The sequence below is a fragment of the uncultured Roseibium sp. genome (assembly GCF_947499295.1).
In the GTDB taxonomy this organism is placed as follows: Bacteria; Pseudomonadota; Alphaproteobacteria; order Rhizobiales; family Stappiaceae; genus Roseibium.
Genome location: NZ_CANMNP010000018.1, coordinates 86314 through 110770 on the forward strand (window position 1 = coordinate 86314; position 24457 = coordinate 110770).

General features: G+C 54.8%; 24 protein-coding genes. 19 read left to right on the forward strand and 5 right to left on the reverse strand.

Features of this window, described 5'->3' with window-relative positions:
* Position 1 precedes the first annotated feature (1 nt).
* The 8 genes from Q0835_RS23800 (at position 2) to Q0835_RS23835 (ending at position 8971) form a co-directional block, all read left to right on the forward strand.
* Positions 2-994, forward strand: coding sequence for a C-terminal binding protein (locus Q0835_RS23800; RefSeq protein WP_298964940.1), 993 nt, complete (start codon positions 2-4; stop codon positions 992-994).
* A 60-nt stretch (positions 995-1054) separates the two neighbouring features.
* A complete protein-coding gene (locus Q0835_RS23805; protein ID WP_298964943.1) occupies positions 1055-1705 on the forward strand; it encodes an RraA family protein in 651 nt (216 codons plus the stop codon).
* 25 nt (positions 1706-1730) lie between these two features.
* Positions 1731-2933: an L-dopachrome tautomerase-related protein gene (locus Q0835_RS23810; protein ID WP_298964946.1), complete on the forward strand. Its 1203-nt coding sequence runs from the start codon at positions 1731-1733 to the stop codon at positions 2931-2933.
* A gap of 63 nt (positions 2934-2996) precedes the next feature.
* Positions 2997-3920: a sugar kinase gene (locus tag Q0835_RS23815; protein WP_298817806.1), complete on the forward strand. Its 924-nt coding sequence runs from the start codon at positions 2997-2999 to the stop codon at positions 3918-3920.
* Entirely contained in the window at positions 3917-4618 is a 702-nt protein-coding gene (locus tag Q0835_RS23820) for an SDR family oxidoreductase (protein ID WP_298817808.1), read from the forward strand. The genes Q0835_RS23815 and Q0835_RS23820 overlap by 4 nt, the downstream gene beginning before the upstream one ends.
* Positions 4619-4653: 35 nt before the next feature.
* The gene (locus Q0835_RS23825; RefSeq protein WP_298964948.1) at positions 4654-5181 is read left to right on the forward strand and encodes a 2,4'-dihydroxyacetophenone dioxygenase family protein; all 528 of its coding nucleotides are present in this window, start codon (positions 4654-4656) and stop codon (positions 5179-5181) included.
* Between the two features lie 190 nt (positions 5182-5371).
* The gene (locus tag Q0835_RS23830; protein WP_298964950.1) at positions 5372-7498 is read left to right on the forward strand and encodes a caspase family protein; all 2127 of its coding nucleotides are present in this window, start codon (positions 5372-5374) and stop codon (positions 7496-7498) included.
* Positions 7499-7501: 3 nt separating this feature from the next.
* A complete protein-coding gene (locus tag Q0835_RS23835; RefSeq protein WP_298964952.1) occupies positions 7502-8971 on the forward strand; it encodes a radical SAM protein in 1470 nt (489 codons plus the stop codon).
* 60 nt (positions 8972-9031) lie between these two features.
* Here Q0835_RS23835 and Q0835_RS23840 read toward each other — a convergent pair whose 3' ends face one another.
* From Q0835_RS23840 to Q0835_RS23860, 5 genes are all read right to left on the reverse strand, one after another.
* Positions 9032-9538, reverse strand: coding sequence for a hypothetical protein (locus Q0835_RS23840; protein ID WP_298964955.1), 507 nt, complete (start codon positions 9536-9538; stop codon positions 9032-9034).
* Positions 9535-11745 (reverse strand): glycosyltransferase, encoded by a 2211-nt coding sequence (locus tag Q0835_RS23845; protein ID WP_298964958.1) that lies wholly within the window; start codon positions 11743-11745, stop codon positions 9535-9537. Before Q0835_RS23845 ends, Q0835_RS23840 begins: the two co-directional genes overlap by 4 nt.
* A 403-nt stretch (positions 11746-12148) precedes the next feature.
* Positions 12149-12496: an SMR family transporter gene (locus tag Q0835_RS23850; protein ID WP_298964961.1), complete on the reverse strand. Its 348-nt coding sequence runs from the start codon at positions 12494-12496 to the stop codon at positions 12149-12151.
* An 85-nt stretch (positions 12497-12581) separates the two neighbouring features.
* On the reverse strand, positions 12582-13397 hold the full coding sequence (locus Q0835_RS23855; RefSeq protein WP_298964963.1) for a hypothetical protein: 816 nt from the start codon (positions 13395-13397) through the stop codon (positions 12582-12584).
* 233 nt (positions 13398-13630) lie between these two features.
* The gene (locus Q0835_RS23860) at positions 13631-14467 is read right to left on the reverse strand and encodes a hypothetical protein (protein ID WP_298964966.1); all 837 of its coding nucleotides are present in this window, start codon (positions 14465-14467) and stop codon (positions 13631-13633) included.
* 303 nt (positions 14468-14770) lie between these two features.
* On the opposite strand from Q0835_RS23860, the gene Q0835_RS23865 reads away from it, so the two are divergent.
* From Q0835_RS23865 to ptsN, 11 genes are all read left to right on the forward strand, one after another.
* A complete protein-coding gene (locus Q0835_RS23865; protein WP_298964969.1) occupies positions 14771-17125 on the forward strand; it encodes a heavy metal translocating P-type ATPase in 2355 nt (784 codons plus the stop codon).
* A 9-nt stretch (positions 17126-17134) separates the two neighbouring features.
* Positions 17135-17560 carry a Cu(I)-responsive transcriptional regulator gene (cueR, locus tag Q0835_RS23870; protein ID WP_298964972.1) on the forward strand — a complete coding sequence of 142 codons (426 nt, stop codon included), beginning with the start codon at positions 17135-17137 and terminating at the stop codon, positions 17558-17560.
* The gene (locus Q0835_RS23875; protein ID WP_298964974.1) at positions 17557-17985 is read left to right on the forward strand and encodes a cytochrome c; all 429 of its coding nucleotides are present in this window, start codon (positions 17557-17559) and stop codon (positions 17983-17985) included. The genes cueR and Q0835_RS23875 overlap by 4 nt, the downstream gene beginning before the upstream one ends.
* Before the next feature lie 10 nt (positions 17986-17995).
* Positions 17996-18451, forward strand: a complete 456-nt coding sequence (locus tag Q0835_RS23880) for a cytochrome c (protein ID WP_298817836.1) — start codon at positions 17996-17998, stop codon at positions 18449-18451.
* Positions 18452-18576: 125 nt separating this feature from the next.
* Entirely contained in the window at positions 18577-19197 is a 621-nt protein-coding gene (locus Q0835_RS23885; protein ID WP_298964977.1) for a ribonuclease H-like domain-containing protein, read from the forward strand.
* Between the two features lie 51 nt (positions 19198-19248).
* Positions 19249-19905 carry an LPS export ABC transporter periplasmic protein LptC gene (gene lptC / locus Q0835_RS23890; protein ID WP_298817840.1) on the forward strand — a complete coding sequence of 219 codons (657 nt, stop codon included), beginning with the start codon at positions 19249-19251 and terminating at the stop codon, positions 19903-19905.
* Positions 19902-20477 carry an LptA/OstA family protein gene (locus tag Q0835_RS23895; RefSeq protein ID WP_298964980.1) on the forward strand — a complete coding sequence of 192 codons (576 nt, stop codon included), beginning with the start codon at positions 19902-19904 and terminating at the stop codon, positions 20475-20477. The genes lptC and Q0835_RS23895 overlap by 4 nt, the downstream gene beginning before the upstream one ends.
* A 111-nt stretch (positions 20478-20588) precedes the next feature.
* Positions 20589-21356 (forward strand): LPS export ABC transporter ATP-binding protein, encoded by a 768-nt coding sequence (gene lptB / locus Q0835_RS23900; protein ID WP_298817941.1) that lies wholly within the window; start codon positions 20589-20591, stop codon positions 21354-21356.
* 89 nt (positions 21357-21445) lie between these two features.
* Positions 21446-23005 carry an RNA polymerase factor sigma-54 gene (rpoN, locus tag Q0835_RS23905; RefSeq protein WP_298964986.1) on the forward strand — a complete coding sequence of 520 codons (1560 nt, stop codon included), beginning with the start codon at positions 21446-21448 and terminating at the stop codon, positions 23003-23005.
* A 286-nt stretch (positions 23006-23291) separates the two neighbouring features.
* Entirely contained in the window at positions 23292-23879 is a 588-nt protein-coding gene (gene raiA / locus Q0835_RS23910; protein WP_298817845.1) for a ribosome-associated translation inhibitor RaiA, read from the forward strand.
* 60 nt (positions 23880-23939) lie between these two features.
* The gene (gene ptsN, locus Q0835_RS23915; RefSeq protein ID WP_298964988.1) at positions 23940-24407 is read left to right on the forward strand and encodes a PTS IIA-like nitrogen regulatory protein PtsN; all 468 of its coding nucleotides are present in this window, start codon (positions 23940-23942) and stop codon (positions 24405-24407) included.
* Positions 24408-24457: the final 50 nt, after the last annotated feature.

Genomic DNA, 24457 nt, shown 5'->3' on the forward strand with positions numbered 1-24457 from the left:
TATGCGGGCGGAGGCTGTTTCCCTAGAAGCGACACCCTTTGCGGCAGTGCTTGAGCCCGGGTATGCGGACTATGAGCTGGAACAAGAGGCCATCCAGCCATTCGGCGCAAAGGTACTTCCGGTTTCGCCCAGTCAGGACGCGGTCTCCGCCTTGTCCAACAAGAACGTCTTTGCGGTGCTCATAAGAGAGCGCCGCATTGACCCCGCGCTTTATGACGACTTTCCGAGCCTGAAGCTGATCCTGCGCTACGGTGTCGGGGTTGACAATGTGGACCTCAAGAAAGCCACTGAACGTGGCATTTACATAGCCAACATACCCGATTACGGCGCTGAGAACGAAGTCAGCGACCACGCGCTCGCTCTTTATCTTGCCGTCGCAAGACGCATCGTCTCGAGAGACGCTGAAGTCAGGAAAGGTCTCTGGGGCATTGGCCAACAACATCCTGTGCCGGGACATCGCGGTGCAACGCTGGGGCTGATCGGTTTCGGGCGCATCGCCCGCGCTGCATGCCAACGCTTCAGGGCACTCGGCTTTTCACGGGTCATCGTAAGTGACCCGAACCTCGATGAAGCAACGCGACAAGAGTGGAACGTCGAACGTCACGACCCTGACAGCCTCTGCCGTGAGGCCGATGTTGTCAGTCTCCACGCGCCTTTGACGCCTGACACGCGAAACATCATCGATGCGAGACGCATTGCCATGATGAAACCCCAGACAATCCTTCTGAATGTATCGCGTGGGGGCCTGATTGATGAAACCGCTCTCGCAGAAGCCTTGCATGCAGGACGCATTTTCGGCGCCGGCATAGACGTTTTTCAGGTCGAACCGCCTTCTGCGGATAACCCGTTGCTTGGCGCACCGAACGCTGTGCTCAGCGATCATTGCGGCTGGTACTCAGAGGCGTCCGTCAGCGAGCTTCAAAGGCGTGCAGGTGCAGAGCTGGCACGTGTGCTGCAAGGACTTCCCCCCAACAACTGGGTCAACCCGTGGTGAGCAAAAGGACTGCCATCCAGGAACTTACCGTTTCAGGACGGTTCAACAGGAGTGTCTGTAATGGAACTAAAAGATTTGATTGAAGGTTTCCGCGAAACCGCGACCGCCTCGGTTGCCGATGCGGTGGACAAGGTGACCGGGCGCAAGGGATATCTGGACGAGACCATCAAGCCCCGCATCAATGACAAGAAGATCGTTGGCCCGGCGGTCACTGTACTGGAAGGACCGACGGACGAATTTATCCCGCCTCAACACGCACTCGACGCAATTGATGAGTCTTCACCGGGGTCGGTCATTGTCATTTCGATTGCAGGCGATGCGAATGTCGCCGTTTGGGGCGGGTTGATGACCGCAGGCGCGGTGGCCAACAAGCACGAAGGCGCCGTGCTTGATGGTGCCGTCCGGGACATCACGGAAATTCGCCGTGACTACGATTTTCCGGTCTATGCGCGCGCAACCTCACCAGGAACGACACTCGGACGCCACAAAACCCTGGCTGCCAATGAGCCGGTTCCAGTGGGTGATGTGATCGTCCATCCCGGAGACATCGTGGTCGGCGACATTGATGGTGTTGTTGTCGTTCCAATTGGGAAGGCTAAAGAAGTGCTTGAAATGGCGCGCGAAATCGACGTCCGCGAAGCCGAGCAGGCCAAATTGATCATGCAGGCGGGCTCCTTGCGCGAAGGCTTGGCGAAATACGGCCGGATTTGACGCTCAATCGAAGAGGAGGATCGAAATGAAACGGTTGAAATGGGCTGCCGTGGCCTTTACGGCGACTGTGCTGGGAGCAGGGGTAGCATTTGCTGATGCTGGCCCTGAAGCGGAAGTAATCGCAGAATGGAACAGCCTGCCATATAAGGTGCTGTCTGAGGACGTTCGGTCCACATGGGAAAAAAGCGGTGTTTTCGGCAAGGCTCTGATCCAGGGGGCCAAGCTCGACAGCGATGGCAACATCTATGTTTCGACCGCACGCTGGGGTGGTCCAGAAATCCCAGCGACTTTGTCCAAACTGGTCAAGGAAGGCGATCAATGGGTTCTGGAGCCCTATCCGTCGGAGGATATGAACGCCGCCGGCCACCCGACCGGGCTTAAAGCCGTACTTGGTTTTGAGATCGATCGAAACGATGTGATGTGGATCCTCGATCAGGGCCATGTGGCTGGCAAGATGGCCGAGGGTGACGCGAAGCTGGTTCTTTGGGACATCAAGGCTGGCAAGGAAATCGTCAGGTACGTCTTTTCTGCCGATGAAGCCGATCCAAAGTGCTCGTTTCTGAACGACATCGCGGTCGATAACGACACCGGTTTTGCCTATATCACGGATAGTGGGATTTTCTGTAATCCCTTGCACGGCGGACTGATTGCCTACGATAGCAAATCAAATACCGCCAGGCGGCTGCTGGACCAGCACAGATTTACCAACGATGAGCCGCATTTCTTTTTCAACATCGACGACCGCCAGGTCTTGAAAAACGGCGGTATGAAAACCGGTGCCGACGGTATTGCTTTGTCCGGGGACAAGGGAACGCTTTACTGGACCAATCTCACGGGCAACACTCTTTACAGCCTTGATACGGACCTCTTGCGTGACTTCAACACCAGCGAGACGGTTCTTGAAAACGCGGTCCGCGTAGAGACCAGCTTGCCGTCGAACACGGACGGCATGACAGCGGATCGGGACGGAAACGTTTATATGACGGCGCTCTCGCTCGATGGATTGATGAAACTCGATGGCAAGACCGGTCAATTATCCAGGTTTGCCCACCATCCCGAAATGAACTGGCCGGACACACTCGCTTGGGGCCCCGATGGCGCTCTTTACGTTGTTTCCAACCATCTTCACGTCTGGGTGGATGGCGACATGAATTTCGAGGACCCACAGATCCCGAACTTCAGGATCTGGCGTATTCCCGGCGTTGGCCAAAGCTACACGGCTGAATAATTGTTCTCAAACGGCCGCGAGTGTGTACTCGCGGTCGATATTTCCCGACAAAGAGTACCAATCATGCAACCTGACATCATTTGCCTGGGGGAACCCATGCTCGAATTCAACGAGCAAACTGACGGTCGATATCTGAAGGGGCACGGTGGGGACACGTCTAACGCTGCTATCGCAGCCGCGCGGCAAAATGCGTCCGTCGGCTACCTGACTCAGCTGGGTCAGGATGCCTTTGGCACTGAATTTCTGGAGCTTTGGCAAAGTGAAGGCGTCGACACTTGTCACGTGAGGCGGCGCGGGGATGCGCGCACCGGGATCTATTTTGTCAGCCATGATGAGCGCGGACACTCCTTCACCTATATGCGAAAGGGATCAGCTGCCAGCTTGATGTCGCCTGCGGACCTTCCTCAGGAATACATTTCCGGAGCGCGCATTTTGCATGTTTCGGGGATCAGCCAGGCGATTTCCGCAACAGCGGCGGATACTGTTTTTGCAGCAATGGACATTTGCCGCCAGGCCGGTGGCTGGGTCTCATATGATACCAATCTGAGGGTCAACCTGTGGCCTTTGGAAAGGGCGCGCGCGGTTACGCACGCCGCCATGGCAAAAGCACATATTGCGCTTCCCGGATTGGAAGATGCAGTGCAACTGACAGGCCTTACAGATCCTGACGCGATTGCCGATTTCTATTTGAACCTTGGATGTGAAATCGTTGCCTTGACGCTCGGCAAGGAGGGAACACTTATCGCGCTGCCCAACGAACGGCGTCGCGTGCCCGGTTTGCCGGTCAAGCCGGTTGACGCGACCGCAGCCGGCGATACGTTCGACGGAGCCTTTCTTGCCGAGATGGCGGCGGGACGGGACCCATATGAGGCCGCAAGATATGCGAATGCCGCGGCGGCCTTGTCAACGCAGGGCTTTGGTGCAGTGGCTCCAATGCCCAAGAGACAGGACGTTGAAAAGTTCATGAACGAAGGTAGAGCTGCATGAAACGAGCCTTGGTCACCGGTGGCACCAGCGGAATTGGCTTTGGCGTCGCGCAGGAACTGATCAACTGCGGATGGCAAGTGACGGCAACCGGCGTGTCAGACCACGAGGTTGCTCAATGTCCTCAAAGCGAACATCTCACTGCCGTCAGGTTGGATGTGACAGACGACCTGTCGGTATCCAACTGCATCGCAGAGCTGGATGGCCTCGACGGTCTCGTCAATTGCGCCGGTGTTTTGATGCGCGGCAAAGAATACGAACTGTCGAATTTCAAGACCGTCTTGGAAGTCAATTTGACAGGCACGATGCGCATGTGTCTTGCGGCAAAGCCGATCTTGGAAAAGTCGGGTGGAGCGATCGTCAACACCGCATCGATGCTCAGCTATTTCGGCGGTGCCCTGGTTCCGGCCTATTCTGCTTCCAAGGGCGGAGTTGCGCAGCTCACCAAGGCACTTGCTGCCAATTGGGCCGCCGATGGCGTTCGCGTCAACGCTGTTGCCCCGGGCTGGATCGAGACTGGCATGACCGAAGGTCTCCGGGAGGATATCAGCCGAGAAGAGGCCATTTTCGCCCGCACACCAATGGATAGATGGGGGCAACCGCGAGAAGTCGGAGCGCTTGTCGCCTGGTTGTTGAGCGAAAAAGCAAGTTTTGTCACTGGATCAGTCTATCCGGTCGATGGCGGCTATTCAGCCGTCTGAAGTCATTGAAACCCGATACTATTGGGAGAGAAGCCATGCCTGTCACCGAAAAGGACGAAAATCCTCGAATTCCCTATCAGCTTCCATTCCCGAAGGATGCTCAGGTCGAAATCGTCGTCCCGAGTGCCATTCCCGATGACGAGCGTGTTTGGGTCCCACAAGCTGAAAACGTCTGGTTTCGGCCCTTGTGTCTGAACCGGAGCCAGGGTTACTGGGTCAATTTGCTAAGGGTTCGAAAATCCGGAGTTCTTTCAAGGCACCGCCATCCAAATCCCGTACATGGGTATGTGCTTAAGGGTCGTTGGCACTATCTTGAACATGACTGGGTCGCCCAGGAGGGAGGTTATGTCTACGAACCGCCGGGCGAAACACATACTCTGGTCGTTCCTGATGATGTCGAAGAGATGATCACATTGTTCCAGGTGAACGGCATCATGTACTACGTCGATCCTTACGGAAAACATCTCGGCTATGAGGACGTGTTCACCAAGATCGACATGTGCCGGGAGCACTACCAGTCTGTGGGGCTTGGTGCGGATTATGTGGATCAGTTCTTGCGATAAACTACGCAACGACAGGTAGTGATGCGGGATGAAAGACTGTGGAGTGGCGGGATTGCGGCTCTCCGGGCCGAACATCGGCAGTCTTCAGGTTGTCCGACAAAGGAAAATGAGTTTTGATGATGCTTTTAGGCATACAGGCGTCTTGATCGCCCAGTTTTCGGCGTGAACGCAGTTTTGTGAAGGTGAGCAGATGAAACTCAGAATCCCGGCGGGCTTGGTATTGTTGTTTGCGCTCGCAATTGGCCAGGTCTGGGTTCAACAGGCGCAGGCGGCTGCAGACAGGATCGCAGTCGTTGTCGGAAACACCAAGTACGACACGTCGCCTCTTGCGAATGCATCAAACGATGCCGCGCTTGTTGCCGAAGTCCTGGCGCAGGCGGGTTTTGAGGTCAATCTGTTTTTTGACCTCAAGAAAGATGAGTTCACCACCCTCATTGAGGAAATGGACAGGACCTTTGATGGCGCCCAGATTGGTGTTTTCTATTTTGCCGGTCATGGGTTTCAGGTGGACGGGCAGAACAAGCTGCTTTCTGTCGATGTGGACACGTCTTCAGCGGAATCGGTGAACCTGAAAGCGGTTCAACTGCGTGATGTCATTGACGCTGCCTCGACCGGGAAGGGCGGCGGACTGCGATTGATCATTATCGATGCTTGCCGTGACGATCCGTTTTCCGGTTTGGACCCGCGTTTTCAGGCGGGATTGTCCTATTCAGAAGCAGGCGGCGAAGAAACGTTGCTGGCTTTTTCCACCAGTGCTGGAAAACTCGCCTTTGATGGCCCGGCCGGTGGTAACGGACCTTATGCGATTGCATTGAGCCGGGCGTTCGAGTCACCGGGGATCTCGCTCTTTTCCGCATTTCGCCGCGTTCGCCAGCAGGTGAGGGTCTCAACCGAAGGATTGCAGATCCCTTGGGTGATAGGGTCTGTCGAGCGAGAGCATGTGCTGAGGGGGAATTTGGGATCTGCGACACCTGAACCCCAGGTCGAGGCCGGAGACTATGATCTCGACACTGTTCTTTGGTACTTTCTGAGTAAATACGGAACAGAAGACGAGCTTGAGCGCTTCGTCCGATCCTTCCCGTCCAGTCGGCATATTTCGGCGGTGCGCACCCTCATGCGCAATTTGGACACAGGCGAAAGACAGGTTGCAGAGGCATCGCGCAGCGTGAGCGTGCGTACGGCTGCGATCAACCAGCAGGATGTCATTGAACGGGCCAGGCAAAAGCGTCAGGAACGTCTGGCATTTCAACCCCAGACAAATATTCCCGCAGAATTGTTTAGGCTGTGGCCCGAAGAACTGCCGAATGCCGCAGGCGGGCTGAGAGACATCGTGACGGCCTGTGATCTCCTGGCAGCCCATCCCGCAGACCCTCAACGTGTTGCCCCCTCGATCCGCGACGGTCTGATCAACATTCGAGATGCCGTCATTCTGTGCGGTTTCGCACTCGTGGAAGACCCAGGGAACCCTAGGCTGCAGTTCCAGCTGGGGCGTGTTCTTGATGTGGCCAAGAGGTTTGAATGGGCCAAGGCCTTTTACAAACTCGCAGCGGATCAGAACTACTCCGCTGCCCTGACCAATCTGGGCTACATGTACTATTCAGGTCGCGGTTCCGATGTGAATTATGAGGAGGCCCGCCGGTACTATCTGAAGGCGGCAAGTCTCGGCAATCTGCGCGCGCGGACCAATGTCGGTACGCTTTACATAAAGGGTCGCGGTGTCGCCCAGCAGCCGTCTGAAGGCATACTTTGGTACCGCCTCGCTTCCGCGATGGGATGGGTCAATGCGCAAAACGCCTTGGCGGATCTCTATCGGAAGGGGATTGGTGTCGAACAGAACTATGACGCCTCCGCTGCGCTTTACAGGCTTGCAGCTGAAAACGGGCAGCGAGAGGCGATGAACAGCCTGGGCCGAAGCTATCTTTCCGGGTGGGGTGTCGAAAAAGATCGCAAGACCGCGCATCTCTGGCTGGCACGGGCAATTGATGCCGGGGACCGTTTCTCACCGTATTTTCTTGCCAGGGATCTGATGGGTCAAAAACCTGACGCAGCGGGAAAAGAGAAGATCCTCGAGCTTCTCACATTGTCTGCCGATCGGGGGTTCGGTCAGGCTTATTTCGAGTTGGGCCGGGTCCACGAGGAAGGCAGCCTGGTTTCTCAGGACACGCTGGAAGCCTTCTTTTTCTATCGGATTGCCGATTTGAAGAAATACAAGAATGCCGCTGAAGAAGTCGAGCGACTGAAAGCATTGCTCAGTACAGACGACATTGCCAAGGTCGAAGAACGCATTGAGCAGCGACTTCAGCTGAACGGCCTCTGACCCATGGAAGCTGAACGTATCGAAGAGCCAACGGCAAGGTTCCAAAAAACGGCCGACTTTCTGAATGCCGGTAACACTGCCTATCTGGATGCCCGCAGGAATCCGGTTTCGGGGAAGAAGACGGCGCGTGATCTGATAGCGGCTGCTGCGGATGAAATTGGTTCAACCCTCAGCGCGCGATTGCTGCAAGGCTTCGGTGAATGGCTTTTGAACGATGCCGGTAAGGTCAGCATCTCAACTCTGAATGCGGCTTCTTTGGCCTGTATCCAGGTAGAGAACTGGGATCTGGCCAAGCGGCTCGCGAACGCGGTGAACAGTGTTGACCACCACGACTTGCTGGCTCAACGGCTGCATGATGCAGCCGCAATTGAAAGCAGCGACCTGTCGCTTCCGGTTGATGATTGGCTTAAGGACAAATTCTGCAAAGCACCCTTCGAGCAGATTGAAACACGAGCGAACGAGACAGTTCACTTTTGCTGCTCGGCGTGGCAGCCGGCTCCGATTGGGAAACTTGACCAGAAACCGGACCGTGTCTGGAACTCGGACGTGGCGAAAGAAATCAGGCGGTCGATCCTCGACGGAGACTATACCTATTGCAGCCGTTGGCATTGCCCGATGATCAGTGGGCGCAGGCTGCGGAAGCTCGAGCAAATGGGCGCCTCTTCCGAGGTCATGACAATTGCCAAAGCACGAAACGCATCCGAAAAATCGGATACGCTTTCTCTGAAACAAACACCAAACCGCGCGATCTTGTCTCACGACCGGAGTTGCAACCTATCCTGCCCCAGCTGCCGAACAAAGGTCATCCAGATCAATCGCGAGCAATCGGCAGAGCTCGATAACCTGATCAACAAAGACTACGCTGATTTTTTGTCAGCAGCCTCAAGGATCAAGGTGACAGGGTCTGGCGATCCATTTGCCAGCCGGCATTTTCTCAGCTTCCTGAAGCACTTCACGGCAACAAACACCCGCGCTCAAAGGCTTCAGTTGCACACCAATGGCCTCCTGCTTGATGAAGCCACGTGGAACAGACTGGACCTTTGGGGACATGTCGACAGTATCTGGATTTCGGTAGATGCCGCAGAGGCCGAAACATATTCTGTTGTCAGGCGTGGAGGAACCTTTAAGCGCCTTATGAGCAATCTGCGCTTTCTCGGCAACATGCGTCGGGCAGGTGCCTTCTCGAAACTTCGGCTGGACTTTGTCGTCCAGAAACGGAATTTTCGAGAAGTTCCTTCATTTGCGAGCCTGGCCCAACATGTCGGTGCCAATGGCGTCTATTTCCTGCGTTTGCGCAATTGGGGCACATTCACACAGCAGGAGTTCGAAGAACACAATGTCTGCGATCCCGGTCACCCAGACCATCCAGAGCTCCTTTCAATTCTTGCAGATCAAAGACTGAGAAGCCCTTCGGTTGAACTGGGGTCCTTGCGGCCTTTTGTTCGCGAAGCTCTGGACAGGCAACAAAAGTAAATGTGTTGACCATCTAAGACATTCTTTGGACCTCGTTTGATGTGTCAGCGCGGGAACTGGTCAGGAAGCGTAGTCCTCGAGATATTCGAGGTCTTCAGTCATTGTAATGTTGTTGGATGTTGTCAGCTGTCTGCTTTTGCAGGATTCGACAAACTCGTCAGGATCTTTAGCGAGCGTAAATTCAAAGTCCGGCGCCCAGTTATTCCGAATACGGCTGATGCGACGCGAGAGGTAAGTCGACCACGGCAGGTCGCAAAAGTGGCTTTGCTGCTCTTCGTGACTTGGTACGGCTTCGACGCGAAAACCCATCTGCAGCAAATTTGAAAATGCGTTGCTGTCACAAACGACAACGACGGTATGAAAGGCGTCAAGGTGATCCTTCATGTCCTGCAGTTTGGCGTCACGCTCAAGTTCGGATATGCCAAACGCCCAAACCAGAGCCACGGGCTTGGATTTCGCTGTTCCTGACAGAAGAACGGCCGTCTCTTTTCGGGAACCGGCGAAACGGCTGTAGAGAGAAATAACTGGTTTTAGCAGTCTACTGCGGATCTTGTCTGACAACTTCATATCAAACTCCGATCCTTTTGACTGCCGGGAAAGGGGCCGGTCGGCAAACCCGCAGTCATTGCGAAGTACTCTGCGATTTGGTTTGCGCCCTTCCAGCCTTTGGAAAGGATGCGGCACTTGTTCTGCATGTCTAGTCGTGTCTGCGTTTGCAATATCTCGTCCAGGCAGCCTTCCAGGTTGAAGGGATCGTCTGCGTCGCATGTCAGACACCAACCTGCCTTGGCGGCATATTCCGCCCTCGTTTCCTGGAGGTCCATCTCTGGAGCTTTGTTGGGAACAAAGACAGTGGGGAGGGCCGATGCAAGAAACTCATGAAAGGAGTTGTATCCCGCTGCTGAAACCGGGAAGTCAAACCCGTTCAGATAAAGCCCGAGCGGATATGCGGTACGCCGATGGTATCGCTCGTTTGGTTCCCTGTCGTAATCCGGGCTGATTGGCGATTTGATTTCAACAAAATGAACGTTTTGGTTGCGTTCAAGTACAGCGTCGATCGCGTGTCGTGCAAAGGACATGTCGCTGTTGCGCTCCGAACCTAGCTGCACCAGGCCAAGGGTTGCATCCAGTGGCAGGTCCAATAGGCGTCGGGCGGTTGCGCGCGTCATCATTTCTGACTGGTTTACCAGCAGAACAGGGTCGGTGTGAACCAGATGGTCGCTGCCGATCCTTGCATATCCAGGGTCCATTGGCGCAGCGACTTCGCCGGGTTCGATGACAAGGTCAAAGTGCGATGCGCGCCGGGAAATCTCAGGCGCTTCCGTGCGCCACATTCCGCGCCGGATCCAGGCGGATTGTGCGTCACCATGGTCTGAAATTGCTTCCAGCAATCCGGAATAGGGAGTGTTTCCATCGAAACTGACGAGTTCTGGACGATAGAACGAGAGAGCATCTCGCAACTCCCGGTAAAAAAAATCGTTCCAGTCATCCACACGGCAGCCCAATCGTCGATGGAACGGTCGAAATTCAACCAGGTGTCCCATCTGTTGAGCAACTTTGACTGCTTCCGAAAGGGAGAAGAAGACTGTTTTTACGTTCGGCCCAAGCGCTTTTGCCACTGCGAGCTGTCTTGTCAGGTGGCCAAGACCGATCCCGTTTGATGTAACGGCAAGAACCACATGTTGCCTTGGCGGCCGTGCCTTCAGCGATGATCCAGCAGCATGCAGATGTTGGACCTTGCCGGCCAGCTTTTCAAAACGCTCTCCAAACTGCTCCAGACCGAAACGGTCAGAGGCAAACTTCCTGGCTCTTGTTGACACTTCCAGTCGATAGGTTTTGTCATCCAGGATCCGGTCATAGTGCTCCGGCGCCTGTGAAGGTGTGCCGTAGAGCGCAGCGTCCTCGAACCAATCGCAGAAATAGTTCGGAAGCACGGTCGGCAATCCTGCAGATAGTGCTTCCAGAACACAATAACCGAAGGCTTCGATCCAGGCCGGGCTGTGGAAATAGCTGTAGGCGTCAAGCCCCTTCAGGAAACCGGAAACTGGTTGTGTCGTAAACGGAAGACAGTGCCAATTGGATGGAGTTTTATCCAGTTCACCCAGATAGTCCGGCCCCACACCGAGCATGCGGAACTGATATCTGCTGTTCTCCGGATAGGCGAGGATAGCGTCTTCCGGGTCCGGCCACTTTTCACGACCTGGGCGGGAGTGACGTCCAATGACAAGAGGTCCCTCAATCTCCCGGTTGTCGCAAATCGGAAAGTCATTCACATCTACCAGGTTGAGCCAGTCGTCGGCACTAAGCTGCGCGGATAATCCTTGTGCTTCAAACCCTTGTCTGACAGTCGGCCCGACCGGAAGTATCGTCAGCTCGTGGCCAAAAAGGTCCTCGGCGATCCGCGAGAGCTGACCTGCGTCAAAGGCTTTCTCGCCAAACCTGTTCAAAGGTGGCTGGTGCGCTACAAGCGCGAACGTATCCGCCTTGACGCGGGGCACGTTCTTGAGCTGGCCGTCGAGCAGTGTTGGATGATACGCAAGGCATAGGCGACACTGCGGCGTCACGCCTCTTGGAACAATGGTGGTTCGGGTTCTGCGGATTTCGTTGAGCAGCTTCGGATTGGGGGCACGCGATTTGGTCAGGATCGGTGAAGCGACAGGGATCAGCCCAACCTTTAATCCAGCCCTTGCTGCTGCCCTTAACTCGTAAAAAAGCGCAGTCGAAGTGCCTCCGGGAAATCGAATATCCGCAAGATAAACCAGGTCAAATAACACGAATGAAAGCCTGTAAACCGGGCCGAAAAAATTGCTTTCTCAATACGTTCAATAGGCCGGGTTTCCGACACGACCCTGGCTCAAAGTCGTGGAGCGGCCTATGGAATCATTGTCGGAACCGCCATTGCCCACAGTTGTATTTGTGTTGCAGGCGCTCGCGAGCGCCACTGTCAAACCATACGCGACGAGTTGCTTTAAATACGACATTCATGTTCCGCCCGACAGACAACGATATTGGTGAAATTTACATGGATAAGCCTGATCTGTTCAACCTAAAATTCCGTGACGTCACTCATCCCGTTCAAAGAGCGTGGCATTGCTGGTTGAAATAGAAGTGAAGCCCGCATTCTATTTGCAAGTTCGGGAGGAGGAGAGCGCCTGCTGAAAGGCGTAATGTTCCTCTTTAATGTCCCACGACGTCTGAATACACATTGATGACAACAACTCCGGCGACGATGAGCCCAAGGCCCAGGACCGCAGGCAGGTCGAGTTTCTGATTGAAGACCAGCCAGGCAACAAGTGTGATCAGAACAATGCCGGCGCCGGACCAGATGGCATAGACAATGCCGGTCGGCAGGACACGAATGGGGAATGACAAAAGCCAGAAGGAAACGGCGTATCCGCCAATTGTGATGATCGATGGAACCAGACGCGTGAAGTTTTCGGTTTTTGCCAGTGCCGAGGTCGCGATGACCTCGGCCACGATGGCCGCGATGAGAAACAGGTAAGTGGCAACAGGCGTGGCAGGCATTGGCGATCTCAGACAGTCTCTGGCGTTCGGACTTTGTTGTTCCTGCCAGAAGGTCTGGACGGCGGTGAACCGTATTGCAAGCAGTTTAAAAGGCGTACTTGGTCTCCAAGAGCAACCCGTAGCGATGGTAGTTCTGATCAAAGACGACTTTTTCGTTGGTATAGATGTTGCGTCGGTCGAAGTTGGAATGAAGCCACCAATAACGGCCGCCGACGCCAAGCTTCCAGTTTTGGGTGAGATCTACGTTGAGCATTGCGTCCGCTTCCAGACCGTAGGTCCAGTCGCTTTCCCAGGTTTCAATCTGGTTGTAGCTCCAAGGGACGCCGGCCACATCGACTGACCATCCGACCCGTTCGCCAATGTCACCTTCCGCCGTCATTCCCAAACGGATTGCGTGCCAGTCTCGTGACTGCTCAACCGTGACAGAACGATAGGACGCCTTCAGGTCGTCGGAAAGATATTGGTAGCCGAGAAATCCTTTCAGCCGCACCTGGTTGTTCGCGAATTGAGCGAACTGCCAACCAACGTCCAGTACAAGATAGCTGAGCGTCGTCTGGCTGGTGTTGTCCATGTCCAAACCGACGAAATCGGTACTGCCGTCAACATTGCGACCAAGGCCGACATATCCGCGAAAAAAGGTTCCTTCGGTCACGTCTTCCAGCGTTCCGACAATTTCGGCGGTATGGGACGTGACATCGGCGGTGCTGGAAATATCATATCGGGCGTTGTCCAGATCCGATTTCGATCGGCTGTACCAGTAGCGCAGCCCGATGCTGCCGCGCAGACTTGAGGTCTGATAAATGCCGTCTGGACCTTGATAGGCATCGGCTGCAACCGAAGGGGTTGCAATACCCGCTGACAGGCAGATAACCGCAGACAGCGACCAGAAAAGTTTTTGCATCACCGAAACACCGTTGGTTCTATCAAGAAGAGATTCGCGTTATTGGTGTGTCAGAATAGTGCTACTTATGGTTAATGGAGCGTGAAGATGCACCCAAATATGGCGAGGCGCCAATCCATTAAGGTGGCCCGCGTTGTGCTCCGGCTGACCACATATTGCGATGCGTGCAATCAGAATGTGGACGATGCTCGTGCGATCAAAAATTCTGATAGGCGTTGCGGTCTGGAACCCGACTAGAATCGAGCGACTATGCCGACCAGTGGGCCATGTGTGATCGTGTCATATTCAAAACTGGATCTACCGGACTTGTCATTGTCATAGTCGACACTGAGAGCCTTGTATTGCAGATGCGCGGACCAGGTCTTGTTGAAGTGATAGCCAGCGCCGGCCTGCACATTCCAGGTAAAGTCGGAACCGGCACCGAAGCCGCCGATGTCGCCACGGCCGTTCACCGACCATTTGTCATTCAGCATGTGAAAGGCGCGAATACCGACCACCGGGTCGATCCAGTTGTCTCCTCTGGTGATGTCGAAGTTGCCCGCAATTGTGCCGGTGGCATCAAGGTCAAGGTCGATATCCCAATAACGTCCACCCGCATACACATCAATTGACGTCTGCGAGGTGCTGTAGGCTCTGTAAAAAAGCATGCCTTCAACAATCAGTTGGCCAACCCCGACACGAATACGTCCGCCTGATCTGGGGGTATCTGTCGCTCCACCGAGGTTCATATAGGCGACATCAAGCATGCCGCCGAATTTCTGATTGTATAGCGCTTCAGCGTGGATCATCCCGCCAAAGCGGAGGTTCTCCAGAATGTCACCCGTGCCGATGTCAATGTCGGTGCTCGGAAGTCGCCCAACCTGTGATGTCCCCGAAATATTGGCCGCTATGAAATAGGGAGCGATCATAAATTCCCAGGTTCGATTGATCCTCTCATTGACGAGTGTCTCCGTGACATTTGGCTTGTTGGATAGATCGGCAGCTGACGCGCTGGCAATACATGCGCTTAACAAAAATGAAGCGAAACCAAGCAAATTCAGAGAAGTAGTGAGCTTTCTGCCGATTTTCATAAAACTGATCCGTATTTATATCAATTGTTTTCTTGCTCAGGGCTTTATTTTTATTTGAAGTCATCATGATTTTAACTTCGAAGGATGGCAAGGAAATTGTCATTCGTTATTTTTGATGGGCATCAGCCCTTGTTTTGAAGGCCTGCGCTCAGTTGACATTTGGAAGTCACATGGGCGTACGCAAGGGAATGCGAGGCGTTCGCCTATTGAGCATCTGCTGTCTACGCGTTTCCCCGTCTTGACCTTCCAGTGACTGGAAGCCCTAACTGACGGCTTCATGACAAGATTGGAGTCATCAGGATAATGCAGGAAGTCTTGGATCAAGCCGCACAGGAAAATGTCAGTCAGGCGACCGACCCGGTATGCGGCATGTCCGTAACGCTCGGCAAAGGCAAACCTTCCCTCAAATACAAAGACAAGGACTACCATTTCTGCAATCCGAAGTGTCATGACAGGTTTGACGCCGATCCTTATTTCTTTTTGTCGGGCAACAACGACCGGAAAAAAGCCCAAGAGGCGGAACGCAGCTCAGGCGAAGCGCTCTTCACTTGTCCGATGGACCCGGAAATCGTCCAGGAAGGGCCGGGAACATGTCCGATCTGCGGGATGGCTCTTGAACCGATGAGCGGTGTCTCCGATGAGCCCAATCACGAACTGATCGATTTTACCAAACGACTCTGGGTGAGCGCACTGGCCACCATTCCCCTGCTTGTTCTGACTATGGGGCCGATGGTCGGTGTTCCAATTCGTGACTGGATTGGTGAAAGCGTCGCAATTTACCTGGAGGTTCTTCTGGCGACACCGGTGGTCCTTTGGGCAGCGTTGCCATTCTTTCAGCGCGGCTGGACATCGTTGACCACGCGCCACTTCAATATGTGGACGCTGATCATGATAGGCGTGGGAACCGCCTATGCCTATTCCATGGTGGCAGCATTCCTTCCATTTCTCTTTCCCGACAACTTGAAGAGCGCAAGCGGGCACCTCCCGGTTTATTTCGAAGCGTCGGTTGTCATTGTGGCCCTGGTGTTTGTCGGGCAGGTGTTGGAACTGAGAGCACGTGAACGCACCGGCGATGCTATTCGCGCTCTTCTCGATCTGGCGCCAAAGACCGCACGGCGGGTTACGCCGGAAGGTGATGAATATGACGCGCCGCTGGAAAATATTCTGGCCGGTGACAGATTGCGTGTCAGGCCGGGTGAGGCCGTGCCCGTCGACGGAAGGGTTTTGGAAGGCAACTCATCGGTCGATGAAAGCCTCGTCACTGGTGAGCCTGTGCCGGTCGCCAAAACGGACGGTGACAAGGTAACCGGTGGCACTTTGAACAAGTCGGGTTCCTTCGTAATGCAGGCCGAGCTGGTCGGAGCCGATACCATGCTGGCCAAGATCGTTGACATGGTTGCGTCCGCACAGCGCTCACGAGCCCCAATTCAAGGCCTTGCCGACCGTGTTGCCGGTATCTTTGTTCCCGCTGTTGTGGCGGTCGCCATTCTGGCCTTTGTCATCTGGTTGGTGGTCGGGCCAAGCCCGTCCTTCGTGCATGCCGTAATCGCCGCTGTATCTGTGCTTATTATCGCCTGCCCATGCGCGCTCGGCCTGGCAACACCAATGTCGATCATGACGGCGACCGGCCGCGGTGCCCAGGCCGGCGTCCTGGTAAAAACAGCGGAGGCTTTGGAGCGTCTTGCCTCCGTCGACACGATCGTTGTCGACAAGACCGGAACGCTTACGGAAGGTCGACCCATTGTGAGCGATGTTCTGACGGCAGATGGTGTTGACGAGAACACGGTTTTGCATCTGGCCGGAGCATTGGAAAAAGGCTCTGAACACCCGCTGGCCGAGGCCATTCTTGATACCATCGCGCTTCGGGGAATTGATTTGCCGGACGCCCGGGAATTCCAAGCGGTGACGGGCAAGGGCGTGACGGCGAATGTCATGGACGAGAGTATTGTCTTCGGAAATGCGGCTTTTGCACAGGAGGCCGGGGCCGATTTGTCCGAATTGCAGGAACGGGCGGAGGAACTGGCGCATCTTGGCAAGACAGCGATGTATCTCGTGCGCGGAAAAGGTGACAAGGCTGCCCTTCTGGGCGTCATTGCCGTTGCCGACCCGATCAAAACCAATGCGAAGGCTGCAATTGGCGCGCTGCACAAGGACAATATCAGGATTGTCATGGCAACGGGCGACGCTCCGCGAACCGCAGAAGCGGTCGCAAAAACGCTTGGGATCGATGATGTGCGCGCCGGCGTCCTGCCGGAGGGAAAGCAAAAGCTGATCGAAGAATTGAAAGCTGCGGGACATATTGTGGCAATGGCCGGAGACGGCGTGAATGACGCACCTGCGCTTGCGGCAGCCGATGTTGGCCTGGCTATGGGTACGGGAGCCGATGTTGCTGTCGAAAGTGCCGGTCTCACACTTTTAAAAGGCGACCTGGAGGGTATCCTGCGGGCGCGCAAACTGGCTCGCGAGACGGTGCGCAATATCCGTCAAAACCTCTTTTTCGCTTTCATCTACAATTCTGTTGGTGTTCCGATTGCCGCCGGGGTTCTTTACCCCATCTTTGGTATCCTGCTTTCACCAATGCTGGCGGCAGCGGCCATGAGCTTGTCATCGGTCTCCGTGATCAGCAATGCGTTGCGTTTGCGCACCCTGAAACTGTGAGGCGATCAGATGAATATCGGATCAGCAGCTGAACAAAGCGGGTTACCGGTCAAGACCATCCGGTATTATGAAGACATCGGACTGGTGCTCCCGCAGCGGAGCGAAAACGGCTACCGGGAATTCTCAAATTCTGATCTGGAGAGGCTGAAATTTCTTCAAAGGGCGCGAAGCCTCGGATTTTCAATAGAAGAATGCCGCGAATTGCTCTCGCTTTATGGCGACAGGAACCGTGCCAGTGCGGACGTCAAGAAACTGACTCAGGCCAAGATCCGTGAGGTGGACCGCAAGATTTCGGAGCTGAAATCGCTGAGACGGGTTCTCTCCGATCTTGCAGAGGCCTGTCACGGTGACAATCGGCCCGACTGCCCGATAATTGATGATCTCGCGGGGCAGAGTACTGCAGCGATGGGCACTTTCAAGGAGAAGGGGAAGTGAAAGCGCGGACGACGGCAGTTGTCGCGGCCGGTTTTGCGCTCATACTGGCGTATACCCTCGCCACTCTGTTCAAAGACAAAGGTGATCATGCAACTCCGGCGCAAGGTATGCCGATGGTCACGATCACCGTTCCAGAGCTGTCGGAAAACGCCGTAGAAGGACAAAAACTGTTTCAGGAGAACTGTTCGGTGTGCCATGGCGACAATGCTGTCGGCAGAGAAGGGTTCGGCCCGCCTCTCGTTCACAAGATTTACGAGCCAGGTCACCACAGCGACGGGTCATTCTTTGTTGCGGCCAAGCAAGGGGTCAGAGCGCACCACTGGTCGTTTGGTGACATGCCTCCGGTGCAAAACACCAGTATGCGGGACGTTGAGAGAATTGTGGTCTTTGTTCGGGAGCTTCAACGCGCGAATGGAATCCACTAGGAGGGAATGGATGAAATTGGGACGAACAGGAATTGCCCTTCTGGGCACTTTGGTTGTCGCGGGCACGGCACTTGCGCATACCGGCGCAACGGGAATCGTCAAGGACCGCATGGATGCAATGTCTGAAATCGGGGATCAGGTGAAAGCCGTCGGCACCATGTTAAAGACCGGAGCACTGGACCTGCCACGGGTTTCGGAAGCCGGAGAAGTGATTGCAAACCACGGTGGCGCGGCCATGGTGAAGCTCTTCCCGGAAGACAGCCTGCATCCGCCAACAGAGGCCAGTCCTGCGATCTGGACGGAATGGACGAAGTTTCAGGCACTCGCCGACGATCTTCGGAGCGCTGCGTTGGCTTTGAAAAGCACTGCGGATGAAGGCGGTGACAAGTCACAAATCGCCGAAGTCTTCGGCGCGCTCGGCGAAACCTGCAAAAGCTGTCATCAGGCGTTTCGCATCAAGAAGTGAGAGCAGCGTTTCCCCGGCGGAATTCGATCGAGCAACCAATCCGCTTGCCACACGTCTCGCCATGTTTTACCTGACGGTCAACACCTTGATGCTTTGGCCGTTTGGGCGACAGGAGACAATTCGAAATGACTATCCGTTACCACAGAGGGGATCTCCCTGATCTGAGCGCTTATGAAAAGGCAAGTGCAGTAGCGGTCGATTCCGAAACGCTTGGCCTCAATCCTCATCGTGACAGGCTGTGCGTTGTTCAGCTTTCACCCGGCGACGGATCTGCAGATGTGGTTCAGATTGCGCGCGGTCAGGCCGATGCGCCCAACCTTGCCGCGTTGATGACGAACCCGTCTAAACCGAAGATTTTTCATTTCGCCAGGTTTGATGTTGCTGTGTTGAAGCACTATCTGGATATCCGTGTGTCGCCTGTCTGGTGCACCAAAATTGCGTCGAAGCTGGTGCGTACATACACAGATCGTCATGGATTGAAGGACATTACCCGCGAGTTGCTTGGAGTGGAGCTCTCCAAACAGCAGCAAAGTTCCGATTGGGCAGCAGAGACGTTGTCGGATGCACAATTGACCTATGCGGCTTCCGATGTGCTCTATCTGCATGACCTGAGAGATCGGCTCCTGGCGATGCTCAAGCGGGAAGAACGTGAACACATCGCCAAAGCGTGCTTTGACTTTTTGCCGACGCGTGCCGAACTTGACCTAAAGGGATGGGAAGACAACGACATCTTTGCGCATTCCTGATCTTTCCGGCTCCGCCTGACAGGCAGAGCTCGCGACAAACCGGAGACTTTTTTGACCGCAGTCACAGAATTCCCTGCAGTAGCCGCTCCCAGGCGAAAGCCCAGCAAGGCACAGCGCGTTGCGAGACGGCACAGTCTGATGGTGCGCATCTTGCGCTGGCTGCTTCCGGGAATGGGTCTTCTTATCCTCGGGGGGATGGTCGCGCTTGTGGTCCTGTTCAATTTTCTGAACAGTTTTGGCGCAGCCAACATGATGCTGACAAGCGAAGGTCTGGTGATGGATCACCCGGAGCTCTCAGGTCACGATGGTGAGCGCTCCTACAAGGTGACTGCGAGCAGAGCCATTCAAAGATTGAGTGACCCCCGGATCATTGATCTTGAAACCATACGCGCTGACATTGTGCTAAGCGCTGATGAAAGTGCGGAAATTATTGCCTTGAAAGGCACATACAACAACGCGGCGGAAACGCTGCGCCTCTACGAAGGTATCCAGCTGGAGTGGAGCGAAGGCTATACGGTGGATCTTTCTGAAGTTCAGGTGGACCTGAACAACGGTGCCCTGTCCACGTCGGAGCCCATCTCGATCCGTTCCGACCAGGGTCACGTTGTTGCCGGTAAGCTTTCTTATGATCAAAACAAGGGTCTCGTCCGGTTTTCGGACGGCATCAAAATGACGCTCAATCCGGCTGCTGAGGACGGGAACCAATGAAATCTCTCAAACTATTCGCGATCGCTGCTATGTCCGTGCTCTTCGCCAGCGCTGCCGGAGCGCAGACCTTCTCTGACGCATTTGCAGGGTTCGGATCGAATGATGGGCAGCCGATTGAGATCGAAGCAAGCGAACTCCGGGTGGAAGACAACAACAGCACCGCGACATTTGTCGGCGATGTGGTTGTCACCCAGGGCGAAACCAGCCTCAAAACGGAACGGCTAAAGGTCTTCTACGCGGGCTCTGCCAGCGACAAGGCAGATGAATCGGCCGTCCAGCAGAAGATCTCGCGCCTGGAGGCCGCCGGTGGTGTCTTTATCGCCTCCAAGGATCAAACGGCAAAGGGTGACGCGGCGAGTTTCGATATGAACCGCGAAATCATGGTTATGACCGGCCGGGAAGTTGTGCTCAGTCAGGGTCCTAACGTTGTGGTTGGCAACAAGTTGACAGTCAATCTGAAAACGGGGCAGGCAAATCTGACTGCTGGTCAGGGCAACGTATCGGCGGAAAGCGGCGGCGGGAGTGGCCGGGTGAAGGTCCGAATTCTACCTAACAGCGTAGAAGGCAATTGAGTTGCTCGCTTATCTGACTCGACAGCTCCCTTCTCAGCACTTATGTGAAGCTGCGGTAAGGATCGGACGGACGGCGCATCGGTGAAAAAAACCTCCACGGAATTTGACGACTTGACGGTTGGTGCGCCGGGGCAGCGTGGCGAGGACGAGGATCTCTCCCGTTCTCTGGTCGTAGACGGTATAGGCAAGACGTATGGCCGGCGGCAAGTTGTCAAATATGTGAGTTTGACGGTTAAGCCGGGTGAAGCGGTTGGTCTTCTTGGTCCTAACGGCGCCGGCAAGACCACGACCTTTTACATGATCACAGGGCTGATCCGGCCTGATCAAGGCCAGATTTCCCTTGAAGGGTTCAACATAACCCGGATGCCGATGTATCGGCGCGCACGTCTCGGTATCGGGTATCTGCCGCAGGAAGCTTCCATTTTCCGAGGTCTGACTGTTGAGGAAAACATTCGGGCCGTTCTTGAAGTGATTGAGCCCAATCGGCAGAAACGGCGTGAAGAGCTGGATTCTCTGCTTGCGGAATTCGGCCTCACGCACTTGCGCAAGTCACCAAGTATCGCTTTGTCCGGCGGTGAACGCCGGCGTGTCGAAATTGCACGTGCACTGGCCAGCCGCCCGTCCTTCATGCTGCTTGATGAGCCTTTTGCCGGCATCGACCCGATCGCCGTTGGCGACATTCAGCAACTTGTGCGGCATCTGACACAGCGCGGGATCGGTGTTTTGATCACCGACCACAATGTGCGTGAAACACTTGGGCTTATTGATCGGGCCTATATTATTGCCGCAGGCGAGGTGCTCACAGAAGGCCTGCCGCAGGAAATTGTCACCAATCCTGACGTGCGCAGGCTCTATTTGGGTGAACAATTTACGCTTTGATGACTCGTGACCCGCTAGGTTATACACTCGGTCTGAAACGAATAAGCAAAAAGCAGACCACTTCGGTAACGCGGGCACCCTAGAAGCAGATGGCCATTTCAACAAAGCTGGAGATGCGACAAAGTCAGTCGCTGATCATGACGCCGCAACTGATGCAGGCGATCAAGCTTTTGCAGATGTCCAATCTCGATCTTGTTGCCTATGTCGAAGCTGAGCTGGAACGAAACCCGCTTCTGGAAAAAGGTGAAGGCGAGGCAGGCGAACAGGGAGCTTCCTCCGAGCCTGTCCTGGAAAACGCGCAGGACGCCAGCGCCAACGCTTCCGAGGGGTTTGACGGCGCAGGTGACGAGCCAAATAGTGGCGACTGGATGCAAAGCGACCTTGAAACGGGGTCGGAAGCGATCGCCTCTCGCATGGACACCGATCTCGGCAACGTTTTTCCAGATGAGCCCGGGGTTCCGGCCTCTCCGGATCCGGCCCTTCTCAAGACTGGCGACAGTTACAAGAACGTCAGCAGCGGCGGTGCCTCGGAAGACTACAACCTGGAGGCATTCGTTGCCGATGAAGTGTCTCTCGGCACGACTCTCGAAGAGCAGATGAACCTTGCTCTTAGTGACGACGCGGACAAGTTGATTGCCGGACACCTGATCAATTCTCTGGATGAAAACGGTTATCTTTACATCGACCTTGGCGAAGCCGCGGAGCAACTCGGAGTTGATGTCGCCAGGATCGAGAGCGTGCTTGCGGTGCTCCAGACCTTTGAGCCGGCAGGCGTTTTTGCACGGGGTCTCGCCGAGTGCCTGAAACTGCAGTTGATCGACAAGAACAGGTTCGATCCAGCTATGGAAGCGCTCATTGAGAACATTGAACTGCTTGCCAAGCGGGACCTGCCGGGCCTGAAAAGAATCTGTGGTGTTGATGACGAGGATCTCGTCGAAATGATTGCCGAGATCCGTGCTCTGGATCCCAAGCCTGGCAGTGTATTTGGCTCTTCTTTGGTTCAACCGGTCGTGCCGGATGTCTTTGTCAAAAAGGCAAATGACGGGACCTGGACGGTGGAACTGAACTCCGACACCTTACCGAAGGTCCTCGTCAACCAGACCTACTACGCACGGATCGTAAAGACGGCTCGGGACGAGACGGAAAAGGAATACCTGACGGAATCGCTGCAGACCGCCAACTGGCTGGCCAAAAGCCTCGACCAGCGGGCCAAGACGATTTTGAAGGTATCGACGGAAATCGTGCGCCAGCAGGACGGATTTCTGACTTATGGCATTGAACATCTGCGTCCACTCAACCTGAAGACCATCGCTGAAGCAATCAGCATGCATGAATCGACTGTCAGCCGGGTGACGTCCAACAAGTACATGGCGACATCGAGGGGCATTTTCGAGCTGAAGTATTTCTTCTCCTCTGCAATCTCCGCAACGGTTGGCGGTGATGCCCATTCCGCCGAATCTGTCCGTCACAGAATCAGGCAGATGATCGACGCGGAAGACCCGAAATCGATCCTTTCCGACGATACGATTGTCAAAATTCTGAAGGGTGATGGCGTCGACATTGCCCGCAGGACAGTGGCCAAGTATCGCGAGGCGATGAAAATCGGATCGTCGGTACAAAGGCGGCGTGAGAAAAATGTCCGTCTATGATGCTGGTGACGATATGTTGAAGCCTTCGATTGTTGCAATTTTCAAAATGAACCTGACGGTTTCACTGAAACAATACACTGATTACACACAGTAGTTCGGCAATGATTGCTGGCCGTATTGTTATTAATTGACTCTTTGAGCTGCCGCAATTATAGGACCGCCCTCATGAGTTAAACAGGGGATGGCGCTTCGGCACTGACTGGTCCATTCTGTACGCTTGAAACGTTACGCGTTTCAGCATCGGCAGAGGGCCGGTGTATCAGACAATACAAAAGAAGAGGTCCCCATGGCTTTGCGGATTTCGGGTAAGAATGTTGATGTGGGCGATGCACTGCGCGAGCACATCACTGACCGAATAGAGGACGCCTTATCAAAGTATTTCACAGGCGGCTTCACAGGCCACGTCACACTCAGCAGGGAAGGTAACGGCTTCAAGTCAGAATGCAGCCTGCATCTGGACACCGGCATTGTGCTTCAGGTGTCCGCACAGGATCAGGATCCGCGAAACAGTTTTGACGCTGCTGCTGACAAGATTGAAAAACGTTTGCGGCGCTACAAGCGCAAACTGAAGGACCATCACGGCCACACTGGCAATGGCCGGGAAGCTTTTGAGGCGGCATCCTACGTTCTGGCGTCCCCGGACGAGGACGAGGAAGTGCCGGTAGACTTCAATCCACTTGTGATTGCAGAAACCTCGGCAAAGGTGAAGACAATGACTGTCGGAATGGCGGTCATGGAGCTTGATTTGACCGAAGCACCGGTTGTCCTGTTCAAAAATGCGGCAAATGGCGGTGTCAATGTTGTTTATCGCCGGTCCGATGGCAATATTGGGTGGATAGACCCGGCACTGGTGGCCAATGAGGCTGCCGAATAAAGATGCGGACGGGACCGGCTTCCAGCTGGGAGCCGGTTTCCGAAAACTGTAGGCGATAGTATGGATCTTAGTGATCTTCTGGGTAAAGACGCAGTCATTGCCGGACTGAAAGCGAAGAGCAAGAAACAGGCAATTCAAGAGTTGTCCGCAAAGGCAGCGGCACTGACTGGTCTTTCCGAACGTGAGATTTTCGATACGCTGCTTCAACGCGAGCGTTTGGGCTCGACAGGTGTTGGTCACGGCATCGCGATCCCGCACGGCAAGCTGACGCGTCTCGACCGACTGGTTGGCCTGTTCGCCAAACTGACGAAACCGGTCGATTTTGATTCCTTGGATGACCAACCTGTCGATCTTGTTTTTTTGCTGCTCGCGCCAGAGAGCGCCGGTGCTGACCATCTAAAGGCACTGGCACGCATAGCGCGCCAGCTTCGGGATGTTGACGTCACCCAAGGCCTGCGCGCATCCGGTGATGCGGAAGAGATTTACGGACTGCTGACCCAGACGATCGCTTCGTCCAACGCGGCTTGATCCATCTGAAATAGGCTGAAACGAAAAGGACCGGCTATCCAGCCGGTCCT